Consider the following 15807-nt stretch of genomic DNA (forward strand, 5'->3'; position numbering starts at 1 on the left):
GTATCGCCCGGCGCGGACACTCAGGCGTTGGTCGTTACAAAACCGATCACATCACCCCCTGCCGCTGAGATGCGGCTGCAGGATTCTTTCAAATCGTTAAAAGGCGTGGAACCGTATTTTGCGGTAAGAATGACCGACCGGGCATATGGGGCAAGACTTTCCGCATCCGAAAAGCGAATCTCTGAGGGAGCATAAAAAACCACATAGTCGTAGGATGCCGCCGCTTCTTCCGCAAATTTCAAAAAACCTTCTGTGGAAAAAAGGTCGGACGGATTGACTCCGGAAACCGGCGAACCGGAAACAAGACTGAGGCCGGTTGTCTTCTGAACCGGAACAACGGCCTGCTGTAAACTGCAGTCACCTTTTAAAACCTCATTCAGCGTTTTTTCGGGCTTGATTTTCAGCTGAGAAGCTAACTTCGGGCTGCGAAGGTCACAGTCCACCAGAAGAACAGATTTTCCCGTCATGGAAAGAGCGGCGGAAAATCCGGCCGCGACCTGATCTCCTCCGTTGTGCTCGCACACATTCGCCACAAGAAAGCTGCGGTTCTCTCCGCACGAGTTCAGGGCAGCGGAACGAAGAGAGCGAAGTGAGTTTCCCCTGTCCCTTAACTCCTGCGGAATCTCCGCAAGCAAGCGCACTTTCAGCATTTCCTCCGCAAATCTGCTGTTCCGGATTGTCTTATCGCTCAGGACCGCCAGAATTCCGAAGCAGACAAATACGATAAATCCAAGAACAGCGCTCAGAAATCCGGCTTTCACCATGGAGGATTTGATCGATTGGGGCTTCACCTGCTCGGCATGATCGCTGATGCCCGCGGTCAGAACCGGGTCCGGAAAATGCTGTACCAGTTCCTCCATGAGCAGTTCGGCCGCGGTGTCGGAAATCTGGGCGGCCTTCGCCGCGTTGGTAGTGCTTACGGTCAATTTAACCACCGGAGAAGAATTTTCCATTTCTGCCGTTATTTTTGCGATTTCCGACTTGTCAACTCCGACTTTTTCGGCGGTTTGAGCCAGAAGGTCGTCGCCGGAAGCCAGCGGAACGGCGCTCTGAACACGGCTGTAAAGAATATTGGTATACTGAAGATGATAGTCGCTGTCTGCTCCGTTCGGCACACCGCAGGTCACAGTAAAGGTTGTGCTGCTTTGGTAAACATGGTGTCCGAATTTCAGCGGCAAAAGACCGCCGACAACGCCGAACGCCAAAACCACAAGGATAAATCTCATCCAGTTTTTTCTGTAAAAATGCATAATTTCAGAAAAGCTAACAAACAGTTCCATTGGTATCCTCCCATATGCTTTCTTTTTCAGACGCCCGCAAAAGCAAGCACCTGCCCGAGAATGGTTTTCCAATCATAGTTCCGCCGTGCGAATTCCCTTTCCTGTTCGGAAAGGGACGGGTCATCCCGGCAGCGGAGCGCAAATTCTACCGCCCGGCCAATGTCGACCGCAGATGAGTCATTCGGCAGACGAAGCGCAAACGGAGGATTTCCGTCCAGCGCGTCGTCCTCATAGGCATAAAGAAAAGGCAGCCCCGCCGCGCAGTATTCCCTCGCCTTCAGCGAAGAGCATCGGGTCAGACCGCGGCGGTAACATCCAAGCGACGACACGCCGAGGTCGGCCGACGCGTACACGCGCATCAGCTCCTCGCCGCGCAAAAAGCCCCTGCACTCCACATCCTCCTCAAGTCCCCTGCTTCTCACGTCTTCCAGAAAAGCGGGCATTTCTTTGCGGTCCCCGCCGACCAGCACAAAACGGACACGGGGGTCTTCCGGCTTTTTCCGTTCCCGGTAGACCCGCATCCCCTCCAGAACACGGTCGTACGCCTGCCACCAGAGCGTTCCGGCAACCCCGACGAGGACGATTTCTCCGCTGTCCCCTTGGTGCCGGGCAAAAGAGAACTCGTCCACGTTCACTCCATTGGTGATATTGACGGCCGGCAGCCCGAAAAAGCGATCCGAGCGGTCGCCGATCAAAACCGCCGCGTCGGCGCATTCGCGAAGGCGGCAGCCCGCCAATCGGTCCTGCGCGGCCGTACAAAGAACTTTCAGCAGCGTGACCGCCTGCCTCTGAATCGGCCGGACTCCCTTCACACTGCGCAGATAGTCCATTATATAAGGATAGTTCGGGATTTCCACGATCACGCGGCGCGTCCCGTTCTCTTTCAATTTGCGGCAAATGCGGATTACGTCAAAGCTGATGCGGTCCAGCCGAAGATAGGCGACGTCAAAGCGATGATCGGTTAAATAGTCCAGCGCCGCCTGGGAAAACCGGTGCATTCTGCGGAATCCTCTCGTTACGGGAACACTGAGGGTTTCACCGCCCTGGAAGAAGATAAAGCATTCGTTTTTCCAAAGCGTATGGGTAACCTTGTATCCGAGCTGTTCAAAGGCGCGAACCTGCCATTCGATTTTTCTCGTCACACCCAGATACAGTTCAGCATCCTCCTGAAAGGTCAGATAGAACAGTTTCATCGGGACAGCACCTCATAAAATTCAGGATAATTTCTCTCGGCGCTGAAGGAACCGCGCCAGATGGAGCGCGAGTTCCCGCAGAGCTTTTCATAGTTCTCTTCCTCCATGGCACGGACATGTTCCAGCATGCCGAGAAGCTCAGAGGGATCGAACTCCGCCTTCAGCAGGAACCCGTTCTGCCCGTCTTTCACAATTTCCCCGGTTCCGCCCACATCGGTCGCAATGACAGGGAAGCCAAACGAACAGGCCTCCATAATGGAAACCGGAATTCCTTCGCTGGAGCTGACGTTGACAAATACGGACACTTCCTGCTGTTTATAAAAATCCAGGACATCCGCGTTTTTCATCGCGCCCGGAAATTCCACACGGACGCAGGGAGGCAGGGATTTTGCCAGTCTTTTCAGCTCTCCTTCCATCGGGCCGGAGCCGATATGCGTCCATTTCATCGGAAAATCAGCTTTGCGCAGCGCTTCCGCGATCAGAGGAAGGCGCTTAACCGGAACCATGTAGGAGCAGGAGACAAGATGGAATTCCGTTCTGCAGCCTCCGCGGCAGCCCTCGTCCGGCGTACCCAGATGAGCCGTGCGCACCTTGCCGGCGTACTGCGGGTAACGGCTTCTGAGAATTCCCGCGCCTTCGTTGGAGCAGGGAAAAACGGCCGCAGCGCTTTTCAGCAGATAACTTCTCATCGGAAGATAGCGGTGCGCACTCCGTTCTTCATGAATGTCAAAGCCGTGCGCGCGTGAAACAAGTCTTGCTATTTTTCCCTTCGCACGGAGGTGTTCCGCAAGCAAAGCACCTGCCGCGGCCGCGTCATAGAACCAGTAGCTGTACACGGTGACGTCATCGGCGGACAAAATCAATTCTTCCCGAATCAGAGCCTGGAAAATGCTCATCGCGTTTTTCATGAAAAAGAGCGTTTCGTGCGCTCTTGCTATGGACAGCCTTTTGGTGCGCATCAAATCAAAAAGCTCCGCGCGAACACAGGGCAGCCGAAACAGGGACGCATATTCCGCCCTGCCGACGGCAGCGCGCTTCAGGGGAATCCATTCGATGCCTTGCGGCAGAGAGCGGGTCTTAACGCTGTTTTCTTTCAGTCCGCAGGGGCAGACCAGAATTTTATCAAATCCGCTTGCATAGCGAAGCTCATTTTCAAGGAATTCCTCACCGCCGTCAAACGGAAAAGTCGAGGTGAGAAGCAACAGCAGTTTCACGGATGCTCCTCCCCCAGCCCCTGCGCCCGCTTTACTGGGCGCACGTGGGTCCCCAGCCGGAAAACAAAAAGTGCGGCCAGATAAACTGCAACGTAAAAGCAAAGATAAGTCAGATTAAAGACGTTTGTCACCCATAGAAACGCAAAACTGCGGGGAATATAAACAAAATCCCTGAGCGCGATCAGGCAGGAAGCCATTACGATCCAAGACCTGGTCAGCATGGAGGCAAAAAAACGAAGGATCAGCCCCACGCCTGCTCCAACGATGATCACGCCTAAAAAGCCGAACGCGACATAGGATTCCGCAACAAAAGAAGTTCCAAACCCGCCGCCCGACAGATAGCGAAGCGGATCGACCAAATAGGTCAGGGCATGGGCGTAATTGTGCGTGCCGACCACAAAGGCCGTGGTCTGGACTTCGAGAATCGGTGATAATCCGAACAGGGACCTCGTAATCAGATTATTATGGACAAACAGCTCGAACGGATAAAACAGGTACTTCCATGTCATGCCGTGATCAAACAGATCCCAGTTGTTGACCGTTTGGACAACCACGCGGAAGCTGGCTCCCTGGGAATAGAGAAAATTCACCACGGTATCCAGAAAACTCCGGTGAGACAGCAGTCCGTAAGCACGAATTTCGGCCAGAAGCTGGAGCAGATACATTGCGATGACCGCAAGAATTCCGCCGCCGACCACCGTCCGTTTTTTAAAAATACGCTCTGATTTTTCATTCAGCGAGTCCCGAAGGACGAAATAAATCAGAATCGTAATCGCTTCGCAGACAAAGGTATTTCTTCTTCCGGTAAACAGGGTTGCGAGCAGATAAACGCCGTAAACCGCCATCGGCAGCTTAAGCTGTTTCCGGCTTGGCATCGTGGCGAGAAAGACTGCAAACGACGGAACAAAAAACATGGAAAGCCGGCTGACCGCGGATGGAATGCTTGCGGCGTTAACCTGAGTGAAGGAACCCAGATATCCGCTTCTGAGGACATTGAGAATGGACTCCATCAGCGTATAGAAGGAAGCCAGAGAACTGCCCAGCAGAACAACCGTACTGATCTGCCGGATGATCGGAAGCAGCGGGTTTTGCGACACGGCGGCCCAGCCGTTTTCTCTGACGGATTTCTCCCGTTTGGCAAACATCGGCCCGGCCAGCCGATAAGCGGCATAAATGCTTAAGAGACAAAGCGTAACAACCTGGAGCGCGACAAACAGATTATAAAAGTTTTCCGCCTCCAGATAATAAAGGATTTCAGAATAATGTGCCAGAAAAGACACATAGACGCGTCCGAGCAAAAGAATATTGTATGTTCCGACAAAGACAAGAAAGGGAAAATCGCGCCGAACATTGGGAATCAGATCACAGACAATGGCAAAATTCATTACGATATTCGCGGCAAACATCAGATTCGCGGCGGTCTCATAAAAAAAACCGCCGAACGCCGTCAAAAGATCTGCCGTAAGCATCAGCAGCAGGGTAGTACCGAACAGGATCGTATTCCTGAAGCCGCTTTTTGCCGAAAATCCCGTCATGATACTCCTCCATTTTACTATCCATATGGAAAACATTACTAAACCGATTATACCATTAAATCGAAATATTGCCAGCTTTCGGCGGAAAATTCATTTAGCTCTCATTTTTTCCGCCGCTTCCCGGCTCGGTTCTGCGAAAACGGTTTTATTTTTTACATAAATCACCATGCCCGGCTTCGCCCCCTGGGGGTTTGGACACATTTCTTACAAGGGTATAATCCACCGCGACATTGGAGGATTCCCTGCCGCGGCTGTAGGTGGCCGCGAGAAGAGCGGCCTGCGCAATGCCGACGGGGGTCGCCTCCCTCCCCTGAGTAAACAGGACGACATGGGAACCTGGGATATTTTTTGTGTGGAACCAAAGATCGTTTTTGCCGGCCTGCCTGAGTGTGAGAAGATCGTTCTGGCTGTTGTTTCTTCCGACCAGAATGCGAAACCCGTCGGAAGATTCGAACTGCATCGGCCCCTGAACGGCAGACCGCCGCTTCGTTCCCCTCTGCACACGGAGATATCCTTCTCCGGCGAGCTCTTCGCGAATCTCGTTCAGGTCCCTCTCGTCTGCGGCACGGCTCAGCTCTTCAAACACCGTATCCAGATACGCAAGCTCATGCTCCGCCCGCTGAATCTGCACGGTAAGAATTTCCTCCGCCGTGCGCTGTTTGCGGTATTCCTTGTAATATTTCTGCGCGTTTTGCGCCGGGGAGAGGGTCGGATCCAGCGTAATGGTAATGTTCGGCTGCCCTTCCTCATAAAAATTCTCCAGTACGGCGGAGCTCCATACCTTTTCCAAACGGTACAGGTTGGCGTTAATCAAATCGCCGTATATCCGCAGAATATCCCGTTTCGCACACTGCTCCAGCTCCGCCCGCTGTGCGTTGATTTTTCTGCTCAGGCGGTCGGAGGCGTTCGTGAGAACCCTCAAAAGGTCCTGGGACCGTACTTTCATGCGGGCGATACGGTCGCGTTCCTCGTAAAAATCGTCGAGAAGAGCGGAAAAGCTCTCCTCCTGCCTGACAATCGCCGCGCTGCCATATTGACCGATCCGCAGAAAGGAAAAATCAAGCGGTTTTCCGTCCGACGCACGCGCGATCCACGGAGCGCCGGAAACGTCCCCAACCGTGCCGGAAACGCGTTCCAGAAAAAAGGCGAGACGATCCCATTGTTCCGGCGTCATTGCGCGCAGAGTCATTTCTTTGCCGTGCCCCGTGAGAAAAGCAAGTTCCCTGCAAACGACTGGCGACACGCCCTGAAGGGCGGAAAGCAGCGCCTTGGAAAGCTCCATATCCCCGGGAATCGCCCGCAGACGGGCCAAAATCTCATCCCGGCCGGACGACAGCAGGCACAGCTTGTCCTGCGGCGGCGGCAAACGGTACGGAAGGCCGGGCAGCACCAGCCGTCCGGAGGTCATCCCCGCGTCAACCCTCCGCAGCGCATCGACGATGGCGCCGTCGCCGTCGATCAGAATAATATTGCTGTAACGGCCCATAACCTCCATGGCGACGGTAAGCCTGACGGCGTCGCCCAGCTCGTTCACCGTGTCAAAGTCCAAAAAAAGAAGACGTTCCAGCTGCGGCTGTCTGATGCCGGCAAGGCGCGCCCCCGAAAGTTTTTTTCTCAGCAGCATGCAGAGCATCGGAGGTTCTTTGGGATTTTCAGGTGCATGGCGGGTAAAGTGAATGCGCGCGCTGTCTGCCCTTGCGGACAGAAGCAGACGAAACGCGCCGTCCCTGGTCCGCAGCATCAGCAAAATTTCTTCCCGATTTGGCTGATAAATTTTATCCACTCTGGCTCCGGCCGCCGTTTCTTCAATTTCGCGCTTCAGATGACGCAGAAACGCCCCGTCCAGTGCCATTCTTTTCCCTCCGTATCGTTATAGATAATGTGCCGGCCCGTGCATCGCGCCCGACCGGATAAACCTGACATCCTGAAAACGTTCCCCAAGCTTCTGCATCAGGAACGGAATCACCGGATCCTCCGTTTCGAAATGACCGGCCTCAACCATCGTGACGCCGAGGCTCTCCGCGTCCAAAAGAATGTTGTGCTTGCATTCTCCCGTGACAAACGCCTGGCATCCGGCCTGAGCCGCGTCGTAAAGATATTCGGCTCCGCCGCCGCCGCATAGTCCGACCGAGGTAATCCGTTTTTTCCCGTCCGTAAAGCGGACGCCCTCGCACCCAAGCGCGTTCTTTACAAACTCGGCAAACTCTCGGGGACCGTACTCCCGGTCCGTCTCGCCGCAAAGTGCCTCGGCGAGGCCGCACGCCGAATTCTCGCGCAGCATGCGGACATTTTTCAGTCTGAGGCGTTCGGCCAGGCAGTCGTTGACGCCGCCGGGCGCCATGTCGAGATTCGTATGAGCGCAGATTGCGGCAATGGAACTGCCGGCCAGCAGATAAGGCACGGAATTTGTGCTCAGCTTTTTCAGCGGATGAAAAATCACCGGATGATGACTGATAACCAGCTGCGCCCCCAACCCGGATGCTTCCAACACGACTTCAGGCGTAATATCCAGGGAAAGGACGGCGGCGGTGACCTCAGTGTTTTCATCCCCGACCAATAAGCCGGGGTTGTCGAAGCTCATTGCCGTGCGAAACGGGGCAAAACCATCGATAAACCGATAAATATCGCCTGTAGTTGTCATAACGCAACCCCTCTTCTCATGAAACCGATTCGGATTTCAGAATTTTATCAATTTCAGCCGCAAGGGACATAAAATGCCTCGCTTCCTGGATGCTTCCGGTTTTAAGAAGCCCGTTTGCACGCTTTTCCAAGCGCCGTTTTTGAATCGTCAAATACTTTTTTCCGCTCTCCGTTTCCGCCGTCATTCTGCCGATATAACGAAAAAGCTCGTTTTCCCGCGGCTGCCGCGGACAGAAAGAAACCTGCATGACAGCATAAACATGGCCTTCTTCTTCGACGGCCTGCTCCCGCAGTACAAAATATCCTTCGCGGGCAAGGTATGTCCGCAGTTCCTCCGCTTTTGTCATGGGCTGAAGAATCAGGCGGCGTTCCGGGTCCCGCAGCCAGGGGGCCTGCTCCAGAATCTGAACCATCATCAGGCCGCCCATCCCCGCGATGACAATATCCTCGGCCTCACAAGGCTCGATTTGCTCCAAACCGTCCGAAAGGCGTACCGAAACAACATTCGAAACACCGTAGCGTTCAATGTTGGCGCGGGCTCTGCTGAGAGGACCTGGCCGAAGATCGGCGGCTACGGCGCTGCGGACCAGTCCCTGCTTTGCAAGCCAGACCGGCAGATAGGCGTGGTCGGTTCCCACATCCGCAAGCGCTGTGCCGCGGCGAACCAGAGAAGCGCAGAGCGCGAGCCGGTTTCCCAAAGAAAACAAAGGGCGCTTGCAGCCGGACATGCCGGACGGCCGCCCGGCAGAGCTTCTGTCGGGCGGCCGTTTGCTGTTACTGGCGGGCGGCGAGGTGTTCATTCAGCTTCTGAACCATTTCCTCAACGTCCACGCCGTGAACGACGCAGGCTTCTTCCAGCGATTCGCCGCGCGAAGCCGGACAGCCCAGACAATGCATTCCCATCTCCATAAAAAAGGGCACCGTGCTTTCGTCAAGATCCAGAATCTCTCCGATTAAAGACTGTTTTGTAATTGATGTCATCGTTGTATCCTCCAAGAATAGGTAAAATTCATAAAAAAGGGACACGCTTATTATAATACCCATGCAAAATCTTTGCAATACCTTTCTACAGGCGGGCGATACTCCTATCAACCAATCACCAATTAATGGGTGCCTGTAAAAAAACTTTCGTTTATAAATTACAAATCCCCAACCATTTTTATTGATATCTGAGAATGATGCTAGTATACTGGACTTGTTAGCGCCTTAGCAAATCTGTCAAAAACGGGAGGAAAACAAATTGACATCGTATCACTTTTTATTTGATTTGGCTTTGATTCTGCTCAGTACCAAGCTTTTCGGCCTGCTGACAAGAAAAGTCCAGATGCCTCAGGTGGTCGGCGCTCTGCTCGCGGGCCTGATTCTAGGGCCGGCCATGCTGAACATCCTGAAGGAAACTGATTTTATTTCAAAAACCGCTGAAATCGGCGTTATCGTCCTGATGTTTACGGCAGGGCTGGAGACCGATTTTCAGGAAATGAAAAAGACGGGAAAAGCGTCTTTTCTGATCGCCCTGGTCGGCGTTCTCATACCACTGGCCGGCGGTTACGCTGTGGCGGCAATGTTTAACAAAACCATGCTGCCCCAGGTCGACGTCAGCCTGTTTCTGCAGAATATTTTTATCGGGGTCATTCTTACGGCGACCTCCGTGAGCATTACAGTCGAAACGCTGAATGAAATCGGTGCGCTGAACACCCGGTCCGGAAACGCGATTCTCGGGGCCGCGGTGATCGACGACGTGCTCGGCATTGTCTGCCTGACTATCGTCACCAGTGTCGCGGATCCTTCGGTCAATATCGTGATCGTCCTGCTGAAAATCGTCGGCTTCTTTATCTTCGCGGGCGTCGCGGGATACATATTCTATCTTCTGTTTACCAAAATGATTAATCGGAGCGACAAGGATCTGCGGCGTTATGTTATCCTTGCTTTCGTTTTCTGTCTTTTGCTTTCTTACTGCGCAGAGCGTTTTTTCGGTGTAGCCGATATTACGGGCGCATATATTGCGGGCCTGATTCTTTCGAACACCAAGGAGACCAAGTACATTACTTCCCGCTTCAACACCGTTTCCTATGCGCTTCTCTCCCCGATGTTCTTCGCCAGCATCGGCATTAACGTTACCTTACCGGAAATGTCATCTTCTATTCTATGGTTTTCCGTTCTGCTGACGATCGTCGCCGTTTTAACCAAGATTGTCGGCTGCGGACTGGGGGCCAGATTATGCAGGTTCACAGGAAGGGAAAGCCTCCAGATCGGCGTAGGCATGATTTCCCGCGGCGAAGTAGCCTTAATTGTAGCAAATAAGGGATTCGCACTGAAAATGATGTCCCCCGTTTATCTGGGTCCCGTTGTTTTGACGGTGATTCTGACGACGATCCTGACCCCCATTCTTCTGAAAATCGTGTATCGGAACCAGGACCTGACGCACAATTCTCCGGAAATGTTCGAAAATAAAGTCGGCGAACATTATCAGGCTCAGGAAAATTACGATAAAGGATAAACGCTGAGACACCGCATAAAAGGGGGTGTTGCAAAATGAAAATTTTGCAACACCCCCGTTCATGTTGAAAAGTGATCTAAATACGAAGCTTTTGTTGAAAACTTTGCGAGACAAATCGTCGAAATAGGAATAGCAATGCTAAGCTCCGCCGTAAAGCGAAGCTGAAAAATCAATCATTTTCTGTTTTTCTGGAATCTACTCTTTTTGAAGGCAAAACAAATGTGTTTTTAACCTTCCTGTGTTGCATTTCGCACAGAGCTTGTTCAAGTTGTAGCCCATGCACAAAAGGTAAAGCTCCGTTGAAATGTTTGCCCGGCCCCGGGTAAGAAAGCGCTTGAATTTGCGGTTGCTTTTCAGAACGCCGAAGGCCCCTTCCACCTGGATAGAGCGGTTCATCCGAAGCGTAATTCCACGTTCGGTTTTAATGTTTTTCCGGGAATCGTCACTCAGGCGAACCAAATCCGTTTTCACTCTCAGTTCTTTCGGCGTGCCGCTTTTTGCCTTGCAGCAAGCTTCACGGCACGGGCAGCCGACGCAGCTATCGCACCGGTAATACGCCGTCGTTGGGAAATATCCCTGCCGATTCCGCTGCGTACTTTCGTGATGGAAAAGAAGCTTTCTGCCGGCCGCGCAGACATAGCAGTCTTGCTGTTTGTCATATTGCATATTCTCCCGGCGGCCGATCTGCTGCCTGAACTTTTTGTTTTTTTGTGCTTCGTAGTTGATGGGTTTGATGAAGCTGGTCTGCCCGTTTCCCTCCAGATACAGGTAGTTGTCCAGACTTTCATAGCCCGCGTCCGCCACAATATCCCGGTAGCGTTCCCCATGCTGCTGTTCGAGTCTGCGCAAAAAGGGTCGCAGCGTCCCGCTGTCCGTCCGGTTCGAAAAAGCCGCGGCGCCTGTGATGTACTCGCTGTTCACGGCAATCTGCACATTGTAGCCCGGTTTGAGCTGCCCGTTGCGCATATGGTCTTCCTTCATATGCATAAAGGTGGCATCCGGATCTGTTTTGGCATAACTGTTACGACTGTTTCCCATTAAAAACAGCTTCTTCTCATAGCCCTCCCACTTTTCCAGCAATGTAAAAATCTTCTCATACGCCCGCTGCCGGGGCGGCTTGCGGCGACCGGCTCCATGTACAAAATGAATTCCGTTTTTCTCACAGGCCGCCTTTTCCGATTTTACCAATTCACGGAACTTTTTCAGGGTCACATTGCCGGAAATTCCACGGCTTTCAAATTCCTCACGCACGGCATCCTTCACTTTGGCCAAATATTTCTCCGTCGTCTTGCGCCAGACAAACGTGTAGCGGTTCGCCCGGCTCTCCAGCTTGGTGCCGTCGATGAATACCTCGTCGTGCTCCGTCTCGCCCATCTGTTCCAGGCGCCGGACAAATTGGTAAAACAAATCTTCCACCGCTTCTTTGGTGCGTCCGGTGCGAAACCTCGCAAACGTGCTGTAGTCCGGCACCGGTTCTCCATTGAGCAGCCACATGAAGTCCACGCGTTTCCGGCAGGCCTCCTCCAGCTTTCGCGTCGAGTAGATGCCGCACATGTAACCGTACACCAATACCTCAAAGATGATCCGGGGTTCAGCCGCCGATTTCCTTCCCTGTGAAGAATAGGCGCGATACAGTTCCCTGTAATCCAGTTCCTCAAGCTGCGCGCTGGCAAGCCGTACCGGATCATCCTGCGGTATTGTTATTTCCATATCCATTGGGAGCGTCAACTGTTGATTTTTTCGCTCAAATCTGTTATGCTCTAAGAGCTTTTTATTTTCTTTCACAACTAAATTTTAAAGCAAAAAGCCGGAGCTGCCAATACCTTTTCGTATGGTTGCTCCGACTTTTTTTCGTGCCGTTTTGCAACACCCCCTTTATCATCATATATTTTCCGCAGGATAGTACCAGTTGTCCCCTTCCTGCTTTTTCGCAATATACATCGCACGGTCTGCCTTTACAATCAGTTGATCGATCGAATCCCCGTCCTGCGGGTAAAAACTGACTCCGACGCTCAGACAGATTTCCACCGAAATCCCATTGCAGACAATGGCGTCCCGCTTTGCCTGAAGAATCTTGGACACGACGATTTTATAATTGTCAGGTGCGTTAATCTGCGGAAGCAGGATCAGAAATTCGTCTCCCCCGTAACGGGCCACAACATCGTTTCTGCGCGTTGCCGCAGTCAGGATTCCCGCAATCTGAACCAGGACCTTGTCTCCGGCTTCATGGCCGTATGTATCGTTGATCTGCTTGAAATTATCCACATCGATAAACATGAGTCCAAGGACCTCATGATTCCGCTCCGCCGCGCGGAGAAATTTTTCCGCCAGTTCATAAAACAGCGCCCGATTGGCAACCCCGGTCAACTGGTCGTAATAGGCGAGGCTTTGAATGGCTTTTTCCTTCTGTTTCAGCTCCTGATTCAGAAGGCGAAGCTGACTGATGCTTTCTCTGAGCTGACGAATCCGCTCGAAGGAATCCGTCACCTCCGTAAATTCCAGAAGAAGGCGTTTTTGGTCCTCTTCCATAAAACGGGTTACCCTAATATTGTATTTTTCTCGGCTGTCGATTAATTTTTCATGCATGGCGGCGGAAAAAAAAAAGGCTATGCCCCTGCTCCAGCGCATCCATCAGGGAAATTTGAAAATACGGGCTGTTAAAACCGGGAATAAGCTCCGGCAAACTGCCGCACTTTCTATCTTCACTGTGTCTTTTTATAAAGCGAAGCATAAAGCGGTTTTGAAATAATATTTTCATCTTCTCATCGACAATGAGAATTCCAAGATTCAGATGATCCAGCACCTCATGAGTAACCGTATCCATTAAAGCCCCGCCTCAATTCCGTCAAGCAAACGAAACAGCTCCTGAAAGGATTCCACCATTAAATCAATGATAACCGCACCCTCTATTTCTGTATCGTCGATCAGAAAAGTAACAAACAGGATCATAAAGGAATGGTTTTTTTCACCGTCGAGATCTTTGTTGAAATCGATCCGGTTATAGACCGCCACCTGTGGAAGGTCATAGTTCAGCTGAATATTGATCAAATTTCCAAGTTCTCCGAGGATACAGTTGAGCAGAATATTCCCGATTTCCCGGATCACGTCAAAATCGACATCGGTAAAAGCGGTGTCTTCCGGCGCAAGAGAGCCTTCTCCGGAGCAAAGGGCCACAAATTTCTTTATTTTATCGGCCGGAAACACCAGGTTTGCTTTTCCCGTCAGGCTATTTGTAAAGGAAATCGTCGATACCATCAGCGCCGCATCGAAAAATCCTGAGAACTGATCGCCGAGCTGTTCGCCGGACTCGGTTTCAGGAATTATGATTTTGGGTATCTGCAGCGCAATCCTTTTTTGGACAATTTCGGATAACATATCCGCCGCTTTCCCCATGCCGATATTAAACAGCTCGCTTAAAATATCATAACGAAAGCATTCCCGATCCATTTTTATCGTCCTTTATCATCCGGTCGCACAGCAACCGCATTTTTTCATCATTCAGGGGTTTGTTGACAAAAGCCAGAACATTCTGCGCCTCGATTTCCTCCCGAACGCTTTTCTGGACATCCGCGGTGACAACAACAACGCCGGAGCCGCCTTCCTTCTGAACGATGCGAACCAGTTCAGCTCCGCTTAATTTCGGCATTAAAAGGTCGATGAAAATAAAATCCGGTTTCAGATTCCGAAATTTCTCCAGGCCTTCCTCCCCGTCGGAAGCAAAACTGATTTCTATAACCTCACCCTGCATAACTTTTTTTAATAAATTAGCGGTTACTTTTTGAGAAAAAACAGAATCATCCACTATGAGGACATGAATCATAACGTTTGTTCAGCCTCCAGCAGTTATCGAAGCAATAAGAAATAATAAGACAATTTTCTTAATCATAACATGGCGACAAAGCAATGTCAATAAAACCGTTGAAAGTGACTGCTGCAGCGCGAATTTTAACATTGCCGGAAGCTGCCGCAAAAATAAAAAAAGCAGGGAAAAGAGACAATAAACCCTTCTCTTTTCCCCGGCAGACTTTCATTTTTACGATTCAAAAAACACTCTGATTCCTTCGTAGGTCATATAGATGTCCAGCTTGGAAACGACTTCAAAGGGAGAATGCATGGACAATACCGGAACTCCGATGTCAACCACGTCAACATTCAGATTGGCGACATACATGGCAACCGTTCCGCCGCCGCCGGCGTCCACCTTTCCAAGTTCACCGATCTGCCAGAGCACCCCGTTGGCCTCAAACAGGCGCCGAATTTCCGAGACAAATTCGGCGGAAGCTTCGCTGGAGCCGCTCTTGCCGCGTCCGCCTGTATATTTGCACATTCCAACCCCTCCGTTCAGGAAACAGGAGTTGGCCGCCTCGTACACGTCAGCATAGTTCGGATCGTACGCAGCCGTCACGTCGGCGGAAAGACATTTCGAACGGCTGAGGACGTGCCGTCCCTCCAGACCCTCGGCCTGCGCCAGATCGGCGATAAAATAACGCATAAACTGGCTGTTCAGGCCCGTATTTCCGTCGCTGCCGATTTCTTCCTTATCCGCAAGGACGCTCAAAACCGTGTGTTTCGGAGTTTTCATCTGAAGCGCGGCCATCAGAGCCGGGTAAGCGCAGACTCTGTCGTCGTGCCCGTAAGCGCCGATCATGCTGCGGTCAAATCCGATGTCCACGGCGCCAAACGCGGGAACAAGCTCCAGGTCGGCGGATACGAAATCTTCTTCCGTCATTCCGTATTTCTCATTAAGAATTTTCATCAGGTTGAGTTTTATCAGATTTTCGCCTTCCTCCACACGAACCGGACGGCTGCCGGCCAGTATGTTCAGGTTCTCTCCCTCAATCGCCTTGGAAAGTGTTTTCTGCATCTGTTCGGACGCGAGATGGGGCAAAAGATCTGTGACGGTAAACTGAGGATCGCCCGGTTCTTCTCCGACACGCAGGTCCACATGAGTGCCGTCTTTCAAAACCACCCGTCCGTGCAGGGACAGCGGAACAGCCGTCCACTGGTACTTTTTGATTCCGCCGTAATAATGTGTTTTAAACAGCGCCAGCCCGTCCTTCTCATAGAGCGGATGGGGCTTGAGGTCCAGTCTGGGGGAGTCGATATGCGCCGCGGCAATCCTCACGCCGTCGCGGCATCCTTCTTCTCCGATTACGGCCAGAATTACCGCTCTGTTCCGGTTGTTGTAATAAACCCGGTCTCCGGGCTGATAGTGCTTTCCCTGTTCATAAGGGACAAAACCGGCCTTTTCCGCCGCGTCAATGGCGAAGCACGCCACTTCCCGCTCCGTTTTTGCCCGCCCGATAAAGCTGCGGTAGCCCTCGCAGAAGCGGTCCGCCTGCTCGGCCTTTTCCTTCGGCACCTTAGCAAAACCGTTTTTTCTGTCGATCAGAAGCTTTTTGGTCAGTTCCTTGATTTCTTCACTTTTTTCCATGGTTCGACTCTCCT

Annotated in this window: 15 protein-coding genes; 1 reads left to right on the top strand and 14 read right to left on the bottom strand. The window is 52.0% G+C overall.

From position 1 onward, the window contains the following. Positions 1-20 precede the first annotated feature (20 nt). From HCR03_RS04230 to HCR03_RS04265, 8 genes are all read right to left on the bottom strand, one after another. Positions 21-1280: a polysaccharide biosynthesis tyrosine autokinase gene (locus HCR03_RS04230; protein WP_066643405.1), complete on the bottom strand. Its 1260-nt coding sequence runs from the start codon at positions 1278-1280 to the stop codon at positions 21-23. 26 nt (positions 1281-1306) lie between these two features. Then, on the bottom strand, positions 1307-2473 hold the full coding sequence (locus HCR03_RS04235; RefSeq protein WP_187036784.1) for a glycosyltransferase: 1167 nt from the start codon (positions 2471-2473) through the stop codon (positions 1307-1309). After that, positions 2470-3687, bottom strand: a complete 1218-nt coding sequence (locus tag HCR03_RS04240) for a glycosyltransferase (protein WP_187036786.1) — start codon at positions 3685-3687, stop codon at positions 2470-2472. Before HCR03_RS04240 ends, HCR03_RS04235 begins: the two co-directional genes overlap by 4 nt. After that, a complete protein-coding gene (locus HCR03_RS04245; protein WP_066643393.1) occupies positions 3684-5222 on the bottom strand; it encodes an O-antigen polysaccharide polymerase Wzy family protein in 1539 nt (512 codons plus the stop codon). The genes HCR03_RS04240 and HCR03_RS04245 overlap by 4 nt, the downstream gene beginning before the upstream one ends. 145 nt (positions 5223-5367) lie before the next feature. After that, positions 5368-7074 (bottom strand): Rqc2 family fibronectin-binding protein, encoded by a 1707-nt coding sequence (locus HCR03_RS04250; RefSeq protein ID WP_228725098.1) that lies wholly within the window; start codon positions 7072-7074, stop codon positions 5368-5370. A gap of 18 nt (positions 7075-7092) precedes the next feature. Continuing rightward, complete coding sequence (locus HCR03_RS04255) at positions 7093-7863, bottom strand: Nif3-like dinuclear metal center hexameric protein (protein ID WP_187036788.1); 771 nt, start codon at positions 7861-7863, stop codon at positions 7093-7095. Between the two features lie 16 nt (positions 7864-7879). After that, on the bottom strand, positions 7880-8590 hold the full coding sequence (locus tag HCR03_RS04260; protein ID WP_187036790.1) for a class I SAM-dependent methyltransferase: 711 nt from the start codon (positions 8588-8590) through the stop codon (positions 7880-7882). A gap of 46 nt (positions 8591-8636) precedes the next feature. Next, complete coding sequence (locus tag HCR03_RS04265; protein ID WP_066643382.1) at positions 8637-8843, bottom strand: DUF1858 domain-containing protein; 207 nt, start codon at positions 8841-8843, stop codon at positions 8637-8639. Positions 8844-9102: 259 nt separating this feature from the next. Between HCR03_RS04265 and HCR03_RS04270 the strand changes: the two genes are divergently transcribed. Beyond that, on the top strand, positions 9103-10359 hold the full coding sequence (locus HCR03_RS04270) for a cation:proton antiporter (protein WP_066643380.1): 1257 nt from the start codon (positions 9103-9105) through the stop codon (positions 10357-10359). 195 nt (positions 10360-10554) lie between these two features. Here HCR03_RS04270 and HCR03_RS04275 read toward each other — a convergent pair whose 3' ends face one another. From HCR03_RS04275 to HCR03_RS04295, 6 genes are all read right to left on the bottom strand, one after another. Continuing rightward, positions 10555-12075 (bottom strand): IS1182 family transposase, encoded by a 1521-nt coding sequence (locus HCR03_RS04275; protein WP_187034602.1) that lies wholly within the window; start codon positions 12073-12075, stop codon positions 10555-10557. Positions 12076-12240: 165 nt separating this feature from the next. Further along, complete coding sequence (locus tag HCR03_RS04280; RefSeq protein ID WP_228725099.1) at positions 12241-12888, bottom strand: GGDEF domain-containing protein; 648 nt, start codon at positions 12886-12888, stop codon at positions 12241-12243. Positions 12889-12937: 49 nt separating this feature from the next. Continuing rightward, positions 12938-13183 carry a hypothetical protein gene (locus HCR03_RS19655; protein ID WP_228725100.1) on the bottom strand — a complete coding sequence of 82 codons (246 nt, stop codon included), beginning with the start codon at positions 13181-13183 and terminating at the stop codon, positions 12938-12940. Beyond that, on the bottom strand, positions 13183-13806 hold the full coding sequence (locus HCR03_RS04285; protein WP_066643376.1) for a chemotaxis protein CheC: 624 nt from the start codon (positions 13804-13806) through the stop codon (positions 13183-13185). The genes HCR03_RS19655 and HCR03_RS04285 overlap by 1 nt, the downstream gene beginning before the upstream one ends. Beyond that, a complete protein-coding gene (locus HCR03_RS04290) occupies positions 13781-14179 on the bottom strand; it encodes a response regulator (protein ID WP_066643367.1) in 399 nt (132 codons plus the stop codon). Before HCR03_RS04290 ends, HCR03_RS04285 begins: the two co-directional genes overlap by 26 nt. Positions 14180-14392: 213 nt before the next feature. Further along, complete coding sequence (locus HCR03_RS04295; protein ID WP_066643360.1) at positions 14393-15793, bottom strand: aminopeptidase; 1401 nt, start codon at positions 15791-15793, stop codon at positions 14393-14395. Positions 15794-15807 lie beyond the last annotated feature (14 nt).

The sequence above is a fragment of the Caproicibacter fermentans genome (assembly GCF_014303955.1).
Taxonomy (GTDB): Bacteria; Bacillota; Clostridia; order Oscillospirales; family Acutalibacteraceae; genus Caproicibacter; species Caproicibacter fermentans.

Excerpts from the sequence above, each read along its gene's own strand:
- HCR03_RS04230 (WP_066643405.1), bottom strand. The coding sequence starts at position 1,280 with ATGGAACTGTTTGTTAGCTTTTCTGAAATTATGCATTTTTACAGAAAA.
- HCR03_RS04235 (WP_187036784.1), bottom strand. The coding sequence starts at position 2,473 with ATGAAACTGTTCTATCTGACCTTTCAGGAGGATGCTGAACTGTATCTG.
- HCR03_RS04245 (WP_066643393.1), bottom strand. The coding sequence starts at position 5,222 with ATGACGGGATTTTCGGCAAAAAGCGGCTTCAGGAATACGATCCTGTTC.
- HCR03_RS04250 (WP_228725098.1), bottom strand. The coding sequence starts at position 7,074 with ATGGCACTGGACGGGGCGTTTCTGCGTCATCTGAAGCGCGAAATTGAA.
- HCR03_RS04255 (WP_187036788.1), bottom strand. The coding sequence starts at position 7,863 with ATGACAACTACAGGCGATATTTATCGGTTTATCGATGGTTTTGCCCCG.
- HCR03_RS04260 (WP_187036790.1), bottom strand. The coding sequence starts at position 8,590 with ATGTCCGGCTGCAAGCGCCCTTTGTTTTCTTTGGGAAACCGGCTCGCG.
- HCR03_RS04265 (WP_066643382.1), bottom strand. The coding sequence starts at position 8,843 with ATGACATCAATTACAAAACAGTCTTTAATCGGAGAGATTCTGGATCTT.
- HCR03_RS04275 (WP_187034602.1), bottom strand. The coding sequence starts at position 12,075 with ATGGATATGGAAATAACAATACCGCAGGATGATCCGGTACGGCTTGCC.
- HCR03_RS04280 (WP_228725099.1), bottom strand. The coding sequence starts at position 12,888 with ATGGAAGAGGACCAAAAACGCCTTCTTCTGGAATTTACGGAGGTGACG.
- HCR03_RS19655 (WP_228725100.1), bottom strand. The coding sequence starts at position 13,183 with ATGGATACGGTTACTCATGAGGTGCTGGATCATCTGAATCTTGGAATT.
- HCR03_RS04285 (WP_066643376.1), bottom strand. The coding sequence starts at position 13,806 with ATGGATCGGGAATGCTTTCGTTATGATATTTTAAGCGAGCTGTTTAAT.
- HCR03_RS04290 (WP_066643367.1), bottom strand. The coding sequence starts at position 14,179 with ATGATTCATGTCCTCATAGTGGATGATTCTGTTTTTTCTCAAAAAGTA.
- HCR03_RS04295 (WP_066643360.1), bottom strand. The coding sequence starts at position 15,793 with ATGGAAAAAAGTGAAGAAATCAAGGAACTGACCAAAAAGCTTCTGATC.